Source organism: Pseudomonas fildesensis (assembly GCF_001050345.1).
Taxonomy (GTDB): Bacteria; Pseudomonadota; Gammaproteobacteria; order Pseudomonadales; family Pseudomonadaceae; genus Aquipseudomonas; species Aquipseudomonas fildesensis.
The window spans coordinates 16,841-31,983 of the sequence record NZ_LFMW01000026.1 but is presented as its reverse complement, the minus strand read 5'-3'; the positions used below and the strand labels follow the sequence as shown (position 1 = coordinate 31,983).

Annotated in this window: 13 protein-coding genes, 1 rRNA gene and 2 pseudogenes; 10 read left to right on the top strand and 6 right to left on the bottom strand. The window is 61.0% G+C overall.

Translation table 11 applies throughout. The features are described from left to right. Both rrf and mrdA read left to right on the top strand, forming a co-directional pair. Positions 1 to 108, top strand: a 5S ribosomal RNA gene (gene rrf, locus ACR52_RS26965); the annotation flags it as partial. Positions 109 to 334: 226 nt separating this feature from the next. Then, on the top strand, positions 335 to 2,227 hold the full coding sequence (mrdA, locus tag ACR52_RS26960) for a penicillin-binding protein 2 (RefSeq protein ID WP_048731188.1): 1,893 nt from the start codon (positions 335 to 337) through the stop codon (positions 2,225 to 2,227). A gap of 5 nt (positions 2,228 to 2,232) precedes the next feature. On the opposite strand, the gene ACR52_RS26955 is transcribed toward mrdA, so the two are convergent. Continuing rightward, a complete protein-coding gene (locus tag ACR52_RS26955) occupies positions 2,233 to 2,634 on the bottom strand; it encodes a GFA family protein (RefSeq protein WP_048731187.1) in 402 nt (133 codons plus the stop codon). A 98-nt stretch (positions 2,635 to 2,732) separates the two neighbouring features. Between ACR52_RS26955 and ACR52_RS26950 the strand changes: the two genes are divergently transcribed. The 5 genes from ACR52_RS26950 (at position 2,733) to ACR52_RS26930 (ending at position 7,918) form a co-directional block, all read left to right on the top strand. Beyond that, on the top strand, positions 2,733 to 3,200 hold the full coding sequence (locus tag ACR52_RS26950) for an SRPBCC family protein (protein ID WP_048731185.1): 468 nt from the start codon (positions 2,733 to 2,735) through the stop codon (positions 3,198 to 3,200). Positions 3,201 to 3,514: 314 nt separating this feature from the next. Further along, positions 3,515 to 5,872: a DNA polymerase II gene (locus ACR52_RS26945; RefSeq protein ID WP_048731183.1), complete on the top strand. Its 2,358-nt coding sequence runs from the start codon at positions 3,515 to 3,517 to the stop codon at positions 5,870 to 5,872. A 72-nt stretch (positions 5,873 to 5,944) separates the two neighbouring features. Further along, entirely contained in the window at positions 5,945 to 6,523 is a 579-nt protein-coding gene (locus ACR52_RS26940; protein WP_048731181.1) for a GNAT family N-acetyltransferase, read from the top strand. A gap of 12 nt (positions 6,524 to 6,535) precedes the next feature. Continuing rightward, entirely contained in the window at positions 6,536 to 7,168 is a 633-nt protein-coding gene (locus ACR52_RS26935; protein ID WP_048731178.1) for a glutathione S-transferase family protein, read from the top strand. Between the two features lie 165 nt (positions 7,169 to 7,333). Then, positions 7,334 to 7,918: a DUF4174 domain-containing protein gene (locus ACR52_RS26930; RefSeq protein WP_048731176.1), complete on the top strand. Its 585-nt coding sequence runs from the start codon at positions 7,334 to 7,336 to the stop codon at positions 7,916 to 7,918. Between the two features lie 244 nt (positions 7,919 to 8,162). Here ACR52_RS26930 and ACR52_RS31455 read toward each other — a convergent pair. From ACR52_RS31455 to inhA, 4 genes and pseudogenes are all read right to left on the bottom strand, one after another. Beyond that, positions 8,163 to 8,258, bottom strand: a pseudogene (locus ACR52_RS31455) (glycosyltransferase family 2 protein); the annotation flags it as partial. Positions 8,259 to 8,293: 35 nt separating this feature from the next. Beyond that, entirely contained in the window at positions 8,294 to 9,766 is a 1,473-nt protein-coding gene (locus tag ACR52_RS26920) for a mannose-1-phosphate guanylyltransferase/mannose-6-phosphate isomerase (RefSeq protein WP_048731172.1), read from the bottom strand. Further along, positions 9,766 to 10,050 (bottom strand): annotated as a pseudogene (locus tag ACR52_RS29930) (sugar transferase); the annotation flags it as partial. The pseudogene ACR52_RS29930 and the gene ACR52_RS26920, both read right to left, overlap by 1 nt. A gap of 220 nt (positions 10,051 to 10,270) precedes the next feature. Continuing rightward, positions 10,271 to 10,951 (bottom strand): isonitrile hydratase, encoded by a 681-nt coding sequence (inhA, locus tag ACR52_RS26910; RefSeq protein WP_048731167.1) that lies wholly within the window; start codon positions 10,949 to 10,951, stop codon positions 10,271 to 10,273. A 92-nt stretch (positions 10,952 to 11,043) separates the two neighbouring features. Here inhA and ACR52_RS26905 point away from each other — a divergent pair, with 92 nt between their 5' ends. Then, complete coding sequence (locus ACR52_RS26905; protein WP_048731165.1) at positions 11,044 to 12,012, top strand: GlxA family transcriptional regulator; 969 nt, start codon at positions 11,044 to 11,046, stop codon at positions 12,010 to 12,012. Further along, the gene (locus ACR52_RS31630) at positions 11,997 to 12,260 is read left to right on the top strand and encodes an ATP-binding protein (RefSeq protein ID WP_082143261.1); all 264 of its coding nucleotides are present in this window, start codon (positions 11,997 to 11,999) and stop codon (positions 12,258 to 12,260) included. Before ACR52_RS26905 ends, ACR52_RS31630 begins: the two co-directional genes overlap by 16 nt. Here ACR52_RS31630 and ACR52_RS26900 read toward each other — a convergent pair. Beyond that, a complete protein-coding gene (locus tag ACR52_RS26900; protein ID WP_048731164.1) occupies positions 12,161 to 13,066 on the bottom strand; it encodes an alpha/beta fold hydrolase in 906 nt (301 codons plus the stop codon). The genes ACR52_RS31630 and ACR52_RS26900 overlap by 100 nt on opposite strands. A gap of 627 nt (positions 13,067 to 13,693) precedes the next feature. Between ACR52_RS26900 and ACR52_RS26895 the strand changes: the two genes are divergently transcribed. Further along, complete coding sequence (locus ACR52_RS26895) at positions 13,694 to 15,139, top strand: mechanosensitive ion channel domain-containing protein (protein ID WP_048731163.1); 1,446 nt, start codon at positions 13,694 to 13,696, stop codon at positions 15,137 to 15,139. Positions 15,140 to 15,143 lie beyond the last annotated feature (4 nt).

Sequence of the window (15,143 nt, the reverse complement as noted above, 5' to 3'; positions counted from 1 at the left end):
CCATAGAGCATTGGAACCACCTGATCCCATCCCGAACTCAGCAGTGAAACGATGCATCGCCGATGGTAGTGTGGGGTTTCCCCATGTGAGAGTAGGTCATCGTCAAGATTAAATTCCAGAACCCCTGTTTGCTAACGCAAACAGGGGTTTTGTTTTGGGCGGTCGAAAAGTGCGGAAGATTGCTCATCTTCGTTTCAATGCTAAATCACCTGCCGTTCGGGAAATCGATGCAAAGTGTTTCTGCATTTTTGGTATGGTGCAGCACATTTTACCAAGGATTGATCCTTCACCCGCAGGATGCGGCGTCGACCTTTTTCAACGAGATGCTGTAGAAATGCCTGAACCGATACCGATTAAAGATCACGAAAAAGAAAACCGCCTGGTTAACAAGCGTCTGCTCGCCTGCGCACTGTTGGTGATTGGCATCACCTGCGCCCTGGTAGGCCGCATGTATTTCCTGCAGGTGGTGCAGTTTGACTATCACTCCACTATTTCTGAAAACAACCGCGTCCACGTGCTGCCCATCACGCCGACCCGTGGCCTGATCTATGACCGTAACGGTGTGGTATTGGCCGATAACCGTCCCAGTTACAACCTGACTATCACCCGTGAGCGCACCACTGATCTCAAGGGCGAGCTGGACGCCATCGTCAATTTGCTGCACCTGCCGGCTGAAGACCGCGCCGTGTTCGACAAGGCACTGAAACAAGCGCGCCACCCCTTCGTCCCCGTCACGCTGTTTTACGAACTGACTGAAGAGCAGATCGCGGTCTTGGCTGTGAACGAGTTCCGCTTGCCTGGCGTCGACGTAGAGCCGCAATTCGTCCGCCATTACCCCATGGGCGCGCACTTTGCCCACTCCATCGGTTACGTCGGTAGGATCAACGAAAAGGAATCCAAGGTCCTCGATTCGGTTGAGTATCGGGGGACCCAGTCCATCGGCAAGACTGGCATCGAGCGTTTCTATGAGTCTGAACTGCATGGTCACGTCGGCTACGAAGAAGTCGAGACCAACGCTCAGGGCCGCGTGTTGCGTGTGCTCAAGCACACCGACCCGATCCCCGGCAAAAACATCGTCCTGAGCCTCGACGTCAAACTCCAGGAAGCGGCTGAGGATGCCTTGGGCGATCGTCGTGGCTCTGTAGTCGCCCTCGACCCGCAAACCGGCGAAGTACTGGCCATGGTCAGCAAGCCGAGTTTCGATCCCAACCTGTTCGTTACCGGTATCAGCTTCAAGGAATACGCCGCGCTGCATGACTCCATCGACCGGCCGCTGTTCAACCGTGTGCTGCGCGGACTCTACGCGCCCGGCTCAACGATCAAGCCGGAAGTGGCCATTGCGGGTCTCGACAGTGGAGTCGTGACCCCGCAAACCCGTGTGTTCGACCCGGGTTACTACCAACTGCCGGACTTCGACCACAAGTACCGCAACTGGAACCACAGTGGCGACGGCTGGGTGGACATGGACGCGGCCATCATGCGTTCCAACGATACCTACTTTTACGACCTAGCCCACAAACTGGGCATCGACCGCCTGCACGACTACCTGGCTGAATTCGGCCTTGGCCAGAAAGTCTCACTGGACATGTTCGAAGAGTCCGCAGGCTTGATGCCATCCCAGGCCTGGAAGCGCGCGACCAGGCGTCAACCCTGGTTCCCAGGCGAAACCGTGATCCTCGGCATCGGTCAGGGGTATATGCAGGTGACACCGCTGCAACTGGCCCAGGCCACCGCGTTGATTGCCAACAAGGGTGTGTGGAACCGCCCGCGCCTGGCCAAGACCATCAATGGTGTGCCGCCGGTGGATGAAAACCCGATGCCCAACGTCGTCCTCAAGGACCCACGTGATTGGGAGCAGGTCAACCACGGCATGCAACTGGTCATGCACGACCCGCGCGGCATCGCCCGGGCAGCGGCGCAGGGCGCTCAGTACCGCATCGCCGGCAAGAGTGGTACCGCGCAGGTGGTGGCGATCAAACAGGGCGAACGCTATAACCGCAACAAGACATTGGAGCGCCATCGCGACAACGCCTTGTTCGTCGGCTTCGCCCCTGCGGAGCACCCGAAGATCGTGATCTCGGTCATGATCGAGAACGGTGAGGCCGGCGGCCGGGTGGCAGGGCCTGTGGTCCGCCAGATCATGGATGCCTGGCTACTCGACCAAGAGGGGCACCTGAAGCCGCAATACGCGACGCCGAGCAAGGCGCCGGGTGACCCGCACGTCTGAGCGCGTCAGGCTTTCCACTCGTCCCATTGCTCTACGCCTTCATAAGCCAGCCACGGCACTGCATGGGCCGTCCAGATGTGCGAGGTGGGCCTGACGCCCGGATCATCGTCCAGCGTCGCCACCCGCACAATCACATGGGGCTGATGCTTACGCTCCGCCATCAGATGTGAGCCACAGCGCGCGCAGAAGTGCCTGTATTTGCCCGATGAAGATTCGAAGGACGACAGCAGTTCCTCACCTTGCGTCCATCGAAAGTGTTCGCGCATGACTCCGGCCGTGCTCACAAACGCGGCCGCATGCACCTTGCGGCAGCTGTTGCAGTGGCAATGGCTGATAGGCATGTCCAGGCTGTCCACTTGGTAGCGCACCGCTTTACAGAAGCAACTTCCATTCAACAGGTCAGTCATAACTCAGAGTCTGGTCAAGGATGGGGCCATCATCATCGCGCACAATCCATGGTTGCGCATTGGTCGATGTCGCCTACTGTCAATGGAGGAGGTGACTTATGCATGTATTAGATCGCATAGAACGAAAAGTCTTACTCAACGCCCCACGTAAACAGGTATGGGAAGCATTGATCGATGCCGAACGATTCGGCAGCTGGTTTGGCATAGCCCTCAAGGGCAAAGCCTTTGTAGCGGGGGAGACCATCGAGGCGCCGATCACTTATCCCGGCTACGAACATGCGATCTGGAAGGCCAGGATTGAACGCATCCTGCCGCAAACGCTGTTCTCTTTCCGGTGGCACCCCTTCGCGGTAGAAGAGGGCGTCGATTACGACAAAGAAACCCCGACACTGGTGGAGTTCACCATCGAGGATCACGCGCCGGGAATTCTGTTGCGGGTGGTCGAATCCGGCTTTGACGCGGTGCCAGAGGCCCGGCGACAGAAAGCCTACAAAATGAACTCCCGTGGGTGGGACGAGCAAATGAGCAATATCGAAACCTATCTTAACCACGCCCGTCAGGCATGACCCCAACGGGCATCATTGCTGATGCCTGTCCTTCCTGCTATCAGCCTTCATGCTCCGTCATGACTTCCAGGGTATCGGTTTAGGACGACATGCTGAACGGCACGTCCATGATGTCCTGGTTACACTTACACCCAATTCCGGCATATCGCGCGTCCTCACTGCGCTCATACAACTCCGGCGCGCATGACAGTAATTATTATTAACGCCCTGAAACAATTTTATGAGATTGCAGCCTGCGTGCGCGTTAACGTGCGGCGTTTGGCCGGATGCCGAGTAGAATCACGCACTGAAAGCGATTCCTGAGGTGCGGTACGGTGGATTTACAGCAGGGTTTTGTCCTGACCCGGCATTGGCGCGATACCCCGGCGGGCACGGAGGTCAGTTTCTGGCTGGCCACCGACCAGGGGCCGCGGTTTATCCGCCTACCCGTGCAAACTTCGGTGATGTTCATCCCTGAGGCCCATCGCAAGCCGCTGGATTGGCTGCTCAAGGGTGAACGCGATATTGAGTTGCGTCCGCTGCAACTGTGCGACTTCCATCATCGCCCGGTTCTTGGCCTCTACACCCGTCAGCATCGGCAACTGATGGACCTGGAAAAACGCCTGCGTGCCGCCGGCGTCGATGTCTACGAAGGCGACGTACGCCCGCCCGAGCGCTACATGATGGAGCGCTTCATCACCGCTCCGGTGTGGTTCGGCGGCACATCTGATGGCAGTGGCGCGCTCAACGACGCGCAGATGAAACCCGCGCCCGACTACCGCCCGCCGCTGAAACTGGTGTCCCTCGACATCGAGACCACCGCCCAGGGCGACCTCTATTCCATCGCCCTCGAAGGCTGCGGTGAGCGTCAGGTGTACATGCTCGGCCCGCCGAACAAGGCCGACGCGGTCGACTTCAAGCTCGACTACTGCGACACCCGCGCTCAACTGCTCGAACGCCTCAACCAGTGGCTCGTCATCCATGACCCCGACGCGATCATCGGCTGGAACGTGGTGCAGTTCGACCTGCGCGTGCTCCATGAACACGCCCAGCGCCTCAACGTACCGCTGATGCTCGGGCGTGGCGCAGAGCCCATGGCCTGGCGCGAACATGGCAGCCGCAACCATTACTTCGCCGCAGCAGCGGGCCGGCTGATCATCGACGGCATCGAAGCGTTGCGCTCGGCGACCTGGAGCTTCGAATCCTTCAGCCTGGAAAACGTCGCGCAGACCCTGCTTGGCGAAGGCAAGGACATCTCCACGCCGTACCAGCGCATGGACGAAATCAACCGCATGTTCGCCGAGGACAAACCCGCCCTGGCGCGCTACAACCTCAAGGACTGTGAGCTGGTCACGCGGATTTTCGCGAAGACCGAACTGCTCAAGTTCCTGCTGGAACGGGCCAGCGTCACCGGGCTGCCGGCCGACCGCAACGGCGGCTCCGTCGCCGCGTTCACCCACTTGTACATGCCGCTGATGCACCGCCAGGGCTTCGTCGCGCCGAACCTCGGTGACAAGCCGCCCCAGGCCAGCCCCGGCGGTTTTGTCATGGACTCGCGCCCAGGCCTCTACGAATCGGTGCTGGTGCTCGATTACAAAAGCCTCTACCCGTCGATCATTCGCAGTTTCCTGATCGACCCGGTTGGCCTGATTGAAGGCCTCAAGCATCCCGACGACAGCGACTCTGTGGAAGGCTTTCGCGGCGCGCGTTTTTCCCGCACGAGGCACTGCCTGCCCGCCATTGTCTCCCGTGTCTCCGAAGGCCGCGAAGAGGCCAAGCGCGAACACAATGCGCCGTTGTCCCAGGCGCTGAAAATCATCATGAACGCCTTCTACGGCGTACTCGGCTCCAGCGGTTGCCGGTTCTTCGACACACGCCTGGCGTCTTCGATCACGATGCGTGGCCACCAGATCATGCGCCAGACCCGCGAATTGGTTGAGGCCAAGGGTTATGAGGTGATCTACGGCGACACCGACTCCACCTTCGTCTGGCTCGGCAGCGCCCACTCCCAGGAGGATGCCAGCCGCATCGGCCAGGCATTGGTGCAGCACGTCAACGCGTGGTGGCGTGAGCATTTGCACAGCGCATTCGGCCTGCAAAGCGCCCTGGAACTGCAATACGAAACCCACTTCACCCGCTTCCTGATGCCGACCATTCGCGGCGCTGAGGAGGGCAGCAAGAAGCGCTACGCCGGCCTGGTGGTGCGTGGCGATGGCAGCGAAGAAATGGTCTACAAAGGCCTGGAAACCGTGCGCAGCGACTGGTCGCCCCTGGCCCGGCAATTCCAGCAGGAACTCTACCGGCGCATCTTCCACCGCCAACCCCATCAGGACTACGTACGCGACTATGTGCGGCGTACCTTGGACGGCGAGCTCGATGAGCTGCTGATCTACCGCAAGCGCCTGCGTCGCCAGTTGGACGACTACGAACGCAACGTGCCGCCGCATGTGCGCGCCGCGCGTTTGGCCGACGACTACAACGACCGCCTTGGGCGCCCGCGCCAGTACCAGCGCGGCGGCTGGATCAGCTACGTGATCACCGTCAACGGCCCCGAACCGCTGGAAGTGCGGCAGGCACCGATCGACTACGACCACTACGTCACCCGGCAATTACAACCGGTGGCCGACGCGATTCTGCCGTTCGTGAACGACGACTTTGGCACCCTGGTGGGTGGGCAGATGGGGCTGTTTTAAAACGCTTGCCTCACCCTGTTGCGAGCCTGCACTCTTGCCCTCTGATGACCACCTCCCGACGGCGCAGCCACCATGATCCAGATCAACCTCACTGGCACCACGGTCGAACTCCAGCCCCTGCAACGGGAGCATGCGGCCGCCCTGCTTGACGCCGCCGCCGACGGTCAACTGTGGAACCTCAAGGTCACCAACGTACCGGGCCCGGACACTATCGACAAATACATCGACACTGCCCTGGCCGGCCGCGATGCCGGTAGTGTTATCCCGTTCACCCTGGTGCGCCGCGACACCGGCCAGGTGGTGGGCAGCACACGGTTCTGGAAGGTCGACCGGGTCAATCGCAAGCTGGAAATCGGCCACACCTGGTTGGCGAAATCGACGCAAAAAACCGGCATCAACACCGAAGCCAAGTTGCTGCTGCTGACCTACGCTTTCGAAGTGCTGGAGTGCGTGCGCGTGCAATTCACCACCGACGAACTCAACGAAAAATCCCGCGAAGCGATCCTGCGTCTCGGTGCCGTGCAGGAAGGCATCGTGCGCCACGAACGCATCATGCCGGACGGCCGCAAGCGCAACTCGGTGCGCTTCAGCATCATCGATTTGGAATGGCCACAGGTGAAGGCCCACTTGCAGGCCAAACTGCAACGATAGGAGTAAACGCCCATGTACACGCTCTACGGCACCGACGAATCCGGCTCCTGCATGATCGAAATCGCCCTGCAGCGTTGCGGGGTGCCGTGGCACCGGGTGGACGCCAGTTCCTGGCAGGAAGGCGAGGGCAGCGAAGCACTCGCGCGCATCAACCCGCTCAAGCAGATTCCCACCCTGGTCACCCCTGATGGCCAGGTGCTGACGGAAAGCGCAGCGATCCTGATCCACCTGGGCCTGGAATTTCCCGACTCGCAGCTGCTCAGCGGTGACCGCGCCCAGATCCTGCGAGGCCTGGTGTACATCGCCGCCAACTGCTACTCGTCGATCGGCATCATCGACTACCCGCAACGCTGGCTGGGCGACGCCGATGAGGCGGTAAAAACGCAACTGACCACCGGCACGCGCCGCTATCTGCATCAGGCCTGGATAGCCTTCGCCGATCAATTCGCCGAGCAGTTGTTCGCCTCCAATAATCAACCGAATGCATTGGGCATTATGGCCGCAGCGGTGTCGCGCTGGGACGCGGCGCGAGAGGCGTTGCAAGCCACGCGGCCAGGGTTTGCCCAGACCCTTGCACAAGTGGACGCTGACCCGGTCGTGGCCCCCGTGTTTGCTCGGCATTGGCCGGAGTGGGGCGTCTCATAATGTTTCCGCAATCAGAAGAAACAATGACCGTTGACCCCACCCAACCCCTTGCGTAGCGGGCGTCCTGACCTACGCTTTCTTAAAGTGGTGTAGGAATCATCCTTGAATTTGACTGTCGCAGACATGAAACTCAAGAACCCTGCATGGAATTCAAAGGAGGTGCGCATGCTCATCCGGTCGCTGACCCTGGCTACCTTGATGGCTTTTACGGGGCCGTTGTTGGCCGCTGAGGATATCAACCCGCTCAAACAGGATTTGGGCAAGTCCCGCCCTCTGGTTGTCGTGGAGCTCGATTCCGGCAACGCCACATTGTCGGACCTGCAAAAGCAGCTGGAAGAGCCTGCCAACAAGCAGTCCTTTGAACAGCGCAACATGGTGCTCTACACCGTGAAGTTCGGCAGCATCGGTGCCGAAGGGGAGAAGTTCGCCAAGGAGGCGAAGGACAACAAGAAGCTCACGCCGCCGGAAACCAACGCGTTGATTCGTGCGCTTAAATTAGGTGCCGGCAGTGGTACCAAAGTCATCCTGATCGGCAAGGACGGCGAGACAAAACTCCTGCAGTCAGTGCCGCCGGAAACCCTCGACCTGGCTAAATTTTTCAGCACCATCGACCAGATGCCGATGGCCGAAAAAGAAGCCGCTGCCGCCGCAGAACCGGAACCCGCCGCACCTGCGCCGGCCAAGGGCAGCAAGCCCGCCAAGCCTGCGAAGCCCGGCAGCAAGCCGGCTCCGCAACAACTCGACGACTGAAATACATAACCCCTGTGGGCGCGGGCTTGCTCGCGATAGCGAAGTGTCAGTCGATGCATGGCTGACTGATACACCGCTATGGAGAGCAAGCCCGCTCCCACACAGACCGCTAAAAACGCCGGCAGCTCGAGGCGCTCCATCAGGTCGAACGTCTTGTGCTGGATCTCCCGTGGCAGATCAACAGGATCAGCGTGGACTGGCCGATGTGGGTCATCGCCCGCGTGATCAGTGCCGATACCATCAGCACCCGCGCCAGCGCCCAGCACAGGTACACGGAAAACGAGTCGGAGCTAAAGCAGGTCTTGATCCCCAACTCCGGCGCGTCCGCCAAGTGGCTGGACGTGTTACGGGTCGGTGTGATCAACGAGGTATGCATCAGCTTTTCAGCTCTTCTTTGATGGCCTCCGGCGCACGCCCGTAGATGTCGTCAAAGCGCACAATGTCGTCTTCGCCCAGGTACTCGCCGCTCTGTACCTCGATCATCACCAGGTCGATGATGCCGGGGTTGGTCAGGCGGTGTTTGTGCCCGGCGGGAATGTAGGTGGACTCGTTGGCGTTGATCAGAAAGTCACGCTCGCTATTGGTGATCTGTGCCGCGCCGCTGACCACCACCCAGTGTTCGCTGCGGTGGTGATGCATTTGCAACGACAACGATGCCTGGGGCTTGACCACGATGCGCTTTATCTTGAAGCAGCTGCTTTCTTCCAGCACGGTGTACGTGCCCCACGGCCGCGTGACGGTGCGGTGCAGGTTGTACGCCGGGTGGTTCTGGCGCTTGAGTTCGGCAACGATGTAGCGCACATCCTGGCTGCGGTTAGCGTCGGCGATCAACAGCGCGTCGGGGGTGTCGACGATGATCAGGTCGCGCACGCCCACGGCGCCCAATACACGCTTGGGCGAGTCGATGTAGCAGTTGTGCACGTCATGCAGAATCGCTTCGCCATTGACTTGGTTGCCATGGGCGTCGCTGGGGGTGAGCTGGCGCAGGGCTTCCCACGAACCGATGTCGCTCCAGCCGATGTCGCAGGGCACCACGGCGACTTGTTTGGACTTCTCCATCAACGCCACGTCGATGGAAATATCCGGCGCGCTGCCGAAAGCGTCCGCGTCCAGTTCACGCTGGCGAGAGGTTTTGTTTTGCAGGCTTTGGCTATGCGCCAGCGCGGCCTTGGCGGCTTCGAGCACTTCAGGGGCGTGGGTGGCCAGCTCGTTGACCAGGGTGCTGGCCTTGAAGCAGAACATGCCCGAGTTCCACAGGTGCTTGCCGCCGTCGAGGAAGGTTTGGGCCGTGGCCAGGTCGGGTTTCTCGACGAAGCGTTTGACCCGGTAACCTGTGCTCAATGCCTCACCTTGTTCGATGTAGCCAAAGCCGGTTTCCGGGTGGTCGGGCTGGATGCCGAAGGTCACCAGGTAGCCGGCTTCGGCCAGGCCACGGGCCTGGGTCACGGCCTCGGCGAACGCGGTTTCATTGAGGATCAAATGGTCGGCCGGCATCACCAGCAACTGCGCCTCATCGCCGAAATGCTCTTGCACATGCAGCGCCGCCACCGCAATGGCCGCCGCCGTGTTGCGGCCGAATGGCTCCAGCAACAGGTCCAGGGGCAGGTGGGCCTTGTTCACCACGCGGTAGTCATCCAGCGTGTGAAACAGCAGGTCGCGGTTGGTCACCGTCAGCACGCTTTCCACACCGGGCAAACGGCTGGCACGCTGGAAGGTTTTTTGCAGCAGGCTCTGGCCGTCGCGCATGCGCATGAACGGCTTGGGCATGTTCTGCCGTGACACCGGCCACAGCCGGGTGCCCGAACCACCGGAAATGATGCAGGGAATTAATCCGTTGAGGGCATTCATCAATAGACTTCCTTGGTGGAAAGGACGGCCGGGACCGTCATCAAGACGATGTACACGTTAAACCACACCGACCACTTGGAGATGCACTCCAGGTCGTACTCGACACGTTTCTAAATCTTGAACAGCGTGTCGGTTTCACCCCGATAGCCGTTGTTTTGCGCCCAGCCGGTAATGCCCGGCTTCACGCGGTGGTGCGAACTGTACTCGCTCACCGCCACTTCGAACGCAATAACGGCGGCCTTGGTTGCAGTGGCATGCGGGCTTGGGCCGACCATGGACATGGCTTGTTGTTGCAAACGGGCTTCCTGTGGCAAGCGGGCTTGCCCCGCGTTGGGCTGCGAAGCGGCCCTAATTAAGTCTCCGCGTCCTCTCAGACAGAACTCGTTGGCAGGTTTTGGGGCCGCTTCGCAGCCCAGCGCGGGGCAAGCCCGCTCGCCACGACAAGCAGCTCGCCACAACAAGCCTTATCCCAACAAGCCCGCTTGCCTCGGGTGTTACAGCGTGTCAGCCCAACCGCGCAGCCGCCCTTGCGACGATCTCGCCACGCACCTTGCGCGACTCGACGGTGCGCTTGTTGGCTTCGTCCAGCACATGCTGGGGCGCCGTATCCGGGCGGCCGGCATTGAACGGCGGCGCCGGTGCGTATTCGATCTGCAACTGCACCAGTTGTGCCGCCGCGTCACTGTACAACTCGGCGGCCAGGGTCAGGGCAAAGTCGATCCCGGCGGTGATGCCACCGCCAGTGAACAGGTTGCCGTCACGCACCACGCGCTCCTGCACCGGGATCGCGCCGAGCGGGGCGAGCAGGTCGTGGTAGGCCCAGTGCGTGGTGGCTTTGCGACCGCGCAACAAACCCGCCGCTCCGAGCACCAGCGAGCCGGTGCACACCGAGGTCACATAGCGCGCGGTTTGCGCCTGAGCCTTGAGGAAGTCGAGGGTCTGCGCGTCTTCCATCAGCGGGCCGACGCCAGAGCCGCCGGGCACGCAGATCACATCCAGGTTCGGGCAGTCGGCATAGGTCATGGTCGGCGTGAACACCAGGCCGGTGCTGGAGGTGACTGGCGCCAGGTCTTTCCACACCAGGTGCAACTTCACGTCCGGCAGCGAGCCCAGCACGTCATACGGGCCGGTCAGGTCCAGTTGCTGGATGCCGGGGAACAACACAAAGCCGATCTGCAAGGTCATGAAGGAAGCTCCTATAAAGAGGGGTAGACGGCTTCACTCTAGAGGCCTAGGCTTTGGCGCATACGCCATTGAGCCCACGAATTACGCCAATCATGCCCAGATGTGTTCACGTACTCGCTTTCGATAATGCCCAGGTGCTCGACGTTACCGGGCCGTTGCAGGTGTTCGCCTCGGCCAATGACCTGGCGCGGTCGCGCGGTGTGCCATTGCCCTACGCCGTCAGCGTGATTGCGGCGCAAGCGGAACCGGTGATGACTTCCGCCGGGCTGGCGCTGGTGGCTGAGGCATTGCCCGCTGTCGACCAGCCCTGCGACACTCTTGTGATTGCCGGTGGCTGGGGCGTCTATGGCGCCGCCGAAGACCCGGCCCTGGTGGACTGGGTGCGTGAAAAAGCCCGGCACACGCGGCGCATGGCATCGGTGTGTACCGGCGCTTTTCTGTTGGCCGCCAGTGGCATGCTCGATGGCTGCCGCGTGGCCACGCACTGGACCCGCTGTGAAGAGCTGGCGCGCAAGTTCCCCTTGCTGACGGTCGAGTCCAACCCGATCTTTATCCAGCAAGGCGCAGTGTGGACCTCCGCTGGTGTGACCGCCGGCATCGACCTGTGCCTGGCCCTGGTCGAGGAAGACCTGGGCCGCGCCGTCGCCCTGGAAGTGGCACGGCACCTGGTGGTGTTCCTCAAGCGCCCTGGTGGCCAATCGCAATTCAGCGTGACCCTGTCCCTGCAAAAGGGCGACAGCCGCTTCGCTGAACTGCATGCCTGGATGGCCGAAAACCTCACCCTCGACCTGAACATCCCCACCCTGGCCGCCCAGGCCGGTATGAGCGAGCGCAGTTTTGTGCGCCACTACCGCGCCGAAACCGGCCAGACCCCGGCGCGCGCCGTCGAACTGATCCGCGTCGAAACCGCGCGCCGGCAACTGGCCGACAGCACGGCCTCGATCAAGCGCATCGCCGTGCAGTGCGGGTTTGGCTGTGAAGAAACCCTGCGTCGCAGCTTTGTGCGGGCGCTGGAGGTCACGCCCCAAGCCTACCGCGAGCGGTTTTGCGAACCGACTTAAACATCCCGCCCCAGGCCTGCGAGGGCAACCCCACCGGCAGCGGCCTGGGTTTGTACATTTCCCACGGCATCATCGAAGCTCACGGCGGCACGCTCTGGGCCGAAAACGTGCTGGGGCAGGGCAGCGTGTTCAGCTGCCGGCTGCCTGCTCATCGTCGGTCGAGTAACTCACAGATGGCCGCAAGCGTGACGTGCGGCGCCTCCTGGGGAATATTGTGGCCAACGCCGGGCAACACGTCCCGGCGGTAAAAACCGCTGAAATGTTCCGTGTCGTCATCCTCCACCGGCGGCGGGCCCACGCCATCATCGGCGCCGCACAGCGAAATGCTCGGCACCGCAATCGTCGGTTGCAGCGCCAATGCCTGCTCGATGGCTTCCAGCGCAGGGTCGCCAGGCGCGTACATGAAACGATGGCGATAGGAGTGGATCACTACGTCGACAAAGTCCGGATTATCGAACGACGGCGCCGTCTGGCCATACAGCCCCGGCCCCTCGGCCCAGGACGGCGACCACAACGACCACAGCAACTCACAGAACTCACGGCGATTGGCAGTCAACCCTTCCACGCCGCGCTGCGTGTGAAAGTAGAACTGGTACCACAACCGATGCTCATCTGCAGGCAGCCGCGGCTTGAGCGACTGGGCGATGTCCTGAATGTTGTAGCCATCCCCGGTCACCAGCCCATGCACCCGTTCGGGCCACAACGCCGCGACAATACATGCGGCGCGTCCACCCCAGTCGTAACCCGCGAGCGTGGCCTGCGGGATGCACAGCGCATCCATGAAATCCAGCAAATCCTTGGCCAGCGCCGCCTGTTGGCCGGAGCGCATCACCTGCTCGTTGATAAACCGTGTTGGGCCATAACCACGTAGGTACGGCACCCACACCCGACAACCGCGCGCGGCCAATGCCGGGGCAATGGCGTCATAGCCGCGAGGATCGTAGGGGAAGCCATGCAACAGAATCACCGGCTCACCGTCGGTGGGGCCGTGGGCTTCATAGGCGACGTCGAGCATGGAGGTGCGCATGTAAAGCAGCGGGGCGATAGGGGGCATGGTGGGCTCTTATTGATTGGCCAAAAGTGCTGGAACTTTAGTTGATCGCTGTGACGGGATGTTGTGCGGTTAGAGGCAGTGTGCGCTAGTGCTGTTTATTTAATGAATACGGACTTCCAAACAAAGCCGCTCCCACATTTGATCTTCGGCGTTTTCAGGGGCTCGACTCCTTAACTGAAGGGGAAATACTGTACCTGTGGCTAGGGAGGCCCCACCCCGTCTTCGACGTAGCGCTGTCGCGCAGCAAACTGGGACCTCTGTGGCGAGCGGGCTTGTCCCGCGTTGGGGTGCGAAGCGCCCCTGATGAAGACGAATGCGGTGTATCGGGCACTCCTCTGCGCCTGGTTTTGGGGCTGCTGCGCAGCCCAACGCGGGACAAGCCCGCTCGCCACAAGAATGCGGTCGCCTTAAATTGTTTATGTAAGACTCAAAACCTTAGGGTGAAATTTTAACCCTTTAAAATCAGTAAGTTATTTTAAGTTTGATAAGAGCTTGTCGGATCGCCACAAGTTATTGTTCGCCCTTTCTATTTCTTAACGGGTCGGCATTAAGGCCAGCGCCTACATTTTGTTTTCCAGCCTCCCCATTTCATGCGATCTTCCCGCCATCCGCCCTGGAGTCGCCTGAATGCTCTCACTCATCTCCGATCACCCGATGCTCTGCGCCCTGGCGCTGATTTTCATCGACATTGCCGTGTGGCGCCTGTTTTCGGCCAACCCCGGCAATTGGAAGCTGATCGCGCGGCTGGTGATTTTTGCGGTGTTCAGTATGGTGCTGTTCAATGACGGCATGAACCCCATGCTCGTCGCCCCGTATGCCGACAACACCGCGTTGCACATGGCCGCCACGGCGTTGCAGATCGGCTGGTGGTTGTTCGCCGCGCGTACGCTCACGGTGTTGCTCGGCGCGCTGATGATGCAGCGGGTCGGCCATACCGGGCGGTTGCTGCAGGATTTGATGGGCGCGGTGATTTTCCTGATCGCGATCATCGCCGCCATGGCCTACGTGCTCGACCTGCCGGTCAAGGGCGTGCTTGCCACCTCCGGCGCGGTGGCGATCATCGTCGGCCTGGCGTTGCAAAGCACCCTCAGCGATGTGTTTTCCGGGATCGTGCTCAACACCACCAAGCCTTACCAGTTGGATGACTGGATTTCCATCGACGGCACCGAAGGCCGGGTTACTGATATCGACTGGCGCGCCACGCGGCTGCAAACGGCCCAGGGCAGCATGGCGGTGATTCCCAACTCCTTGGCGGCCAAGGCCAAGATCATCAACTTCTCGCGCCCGGCAGATATGTTCGGCTTGGCGGTCAGCCTGCAAGTCAGTCCCCATGCACGCCCGCAAACGGTGATCGAAGCACTGGAACGTGCCATGCAAGGGTGCCGGCCGCTGCTGGCCAAACCAGCGCCGAGCGTTGCGTTCAAAACCTCCGCCAGTGGCGGCGTCGAGTATGAAATCAGTGGGTTCGTGCCGTCGATGCCGCTCAAGCGCGAGGTGCGTAACCAGCTGTACGACCTGGCCTTCCGGCACCTGCAGGCGGCGGGCGTGGGCTTACTGTCTGCCACCGAAAGCAGTGCGCCGCCGGCGATGTCCGGTGCGCGGGCGCTGCTGGAGCGCTCGTCGATTTTCTCCACCTTGCGCCTGGAAGAGAAAGACACGTTTAGCCAGAACATGACGTTGCACAGCTACCGCGCCGGCGAGATGATTTTGCCCGCGGAGGAGGTCAGCGATCATTTGTTTATCGTCGAGACCGGTGTGGTGTCGGTGATGCTGAGCAAGGGCGGCCACAAGTTCGAAGCCGGGCGCATGGGGCCGGGGGAAGTGATCGGAGAAGCGGGCATTTTGTCCGATGAGGCAACACTGGCGGATTTTTCTGCCAAGACCTTTTGCACCCTGTACCGCATCGAGAAAGAGTATTTGAAGCCCTGCCTGGATGCGCGGCATGACATCAGCGAAGCAATGACGGCGCTGCTGGATTTCCGCATACACACCGCTCAGGTGTTGACCCAGGAAGCGCCGGTGGTGCCGGTCAAGAAGGGCTTCCTGCAGTGGTTGCGTCATCGCGGGCTGTGAGTTG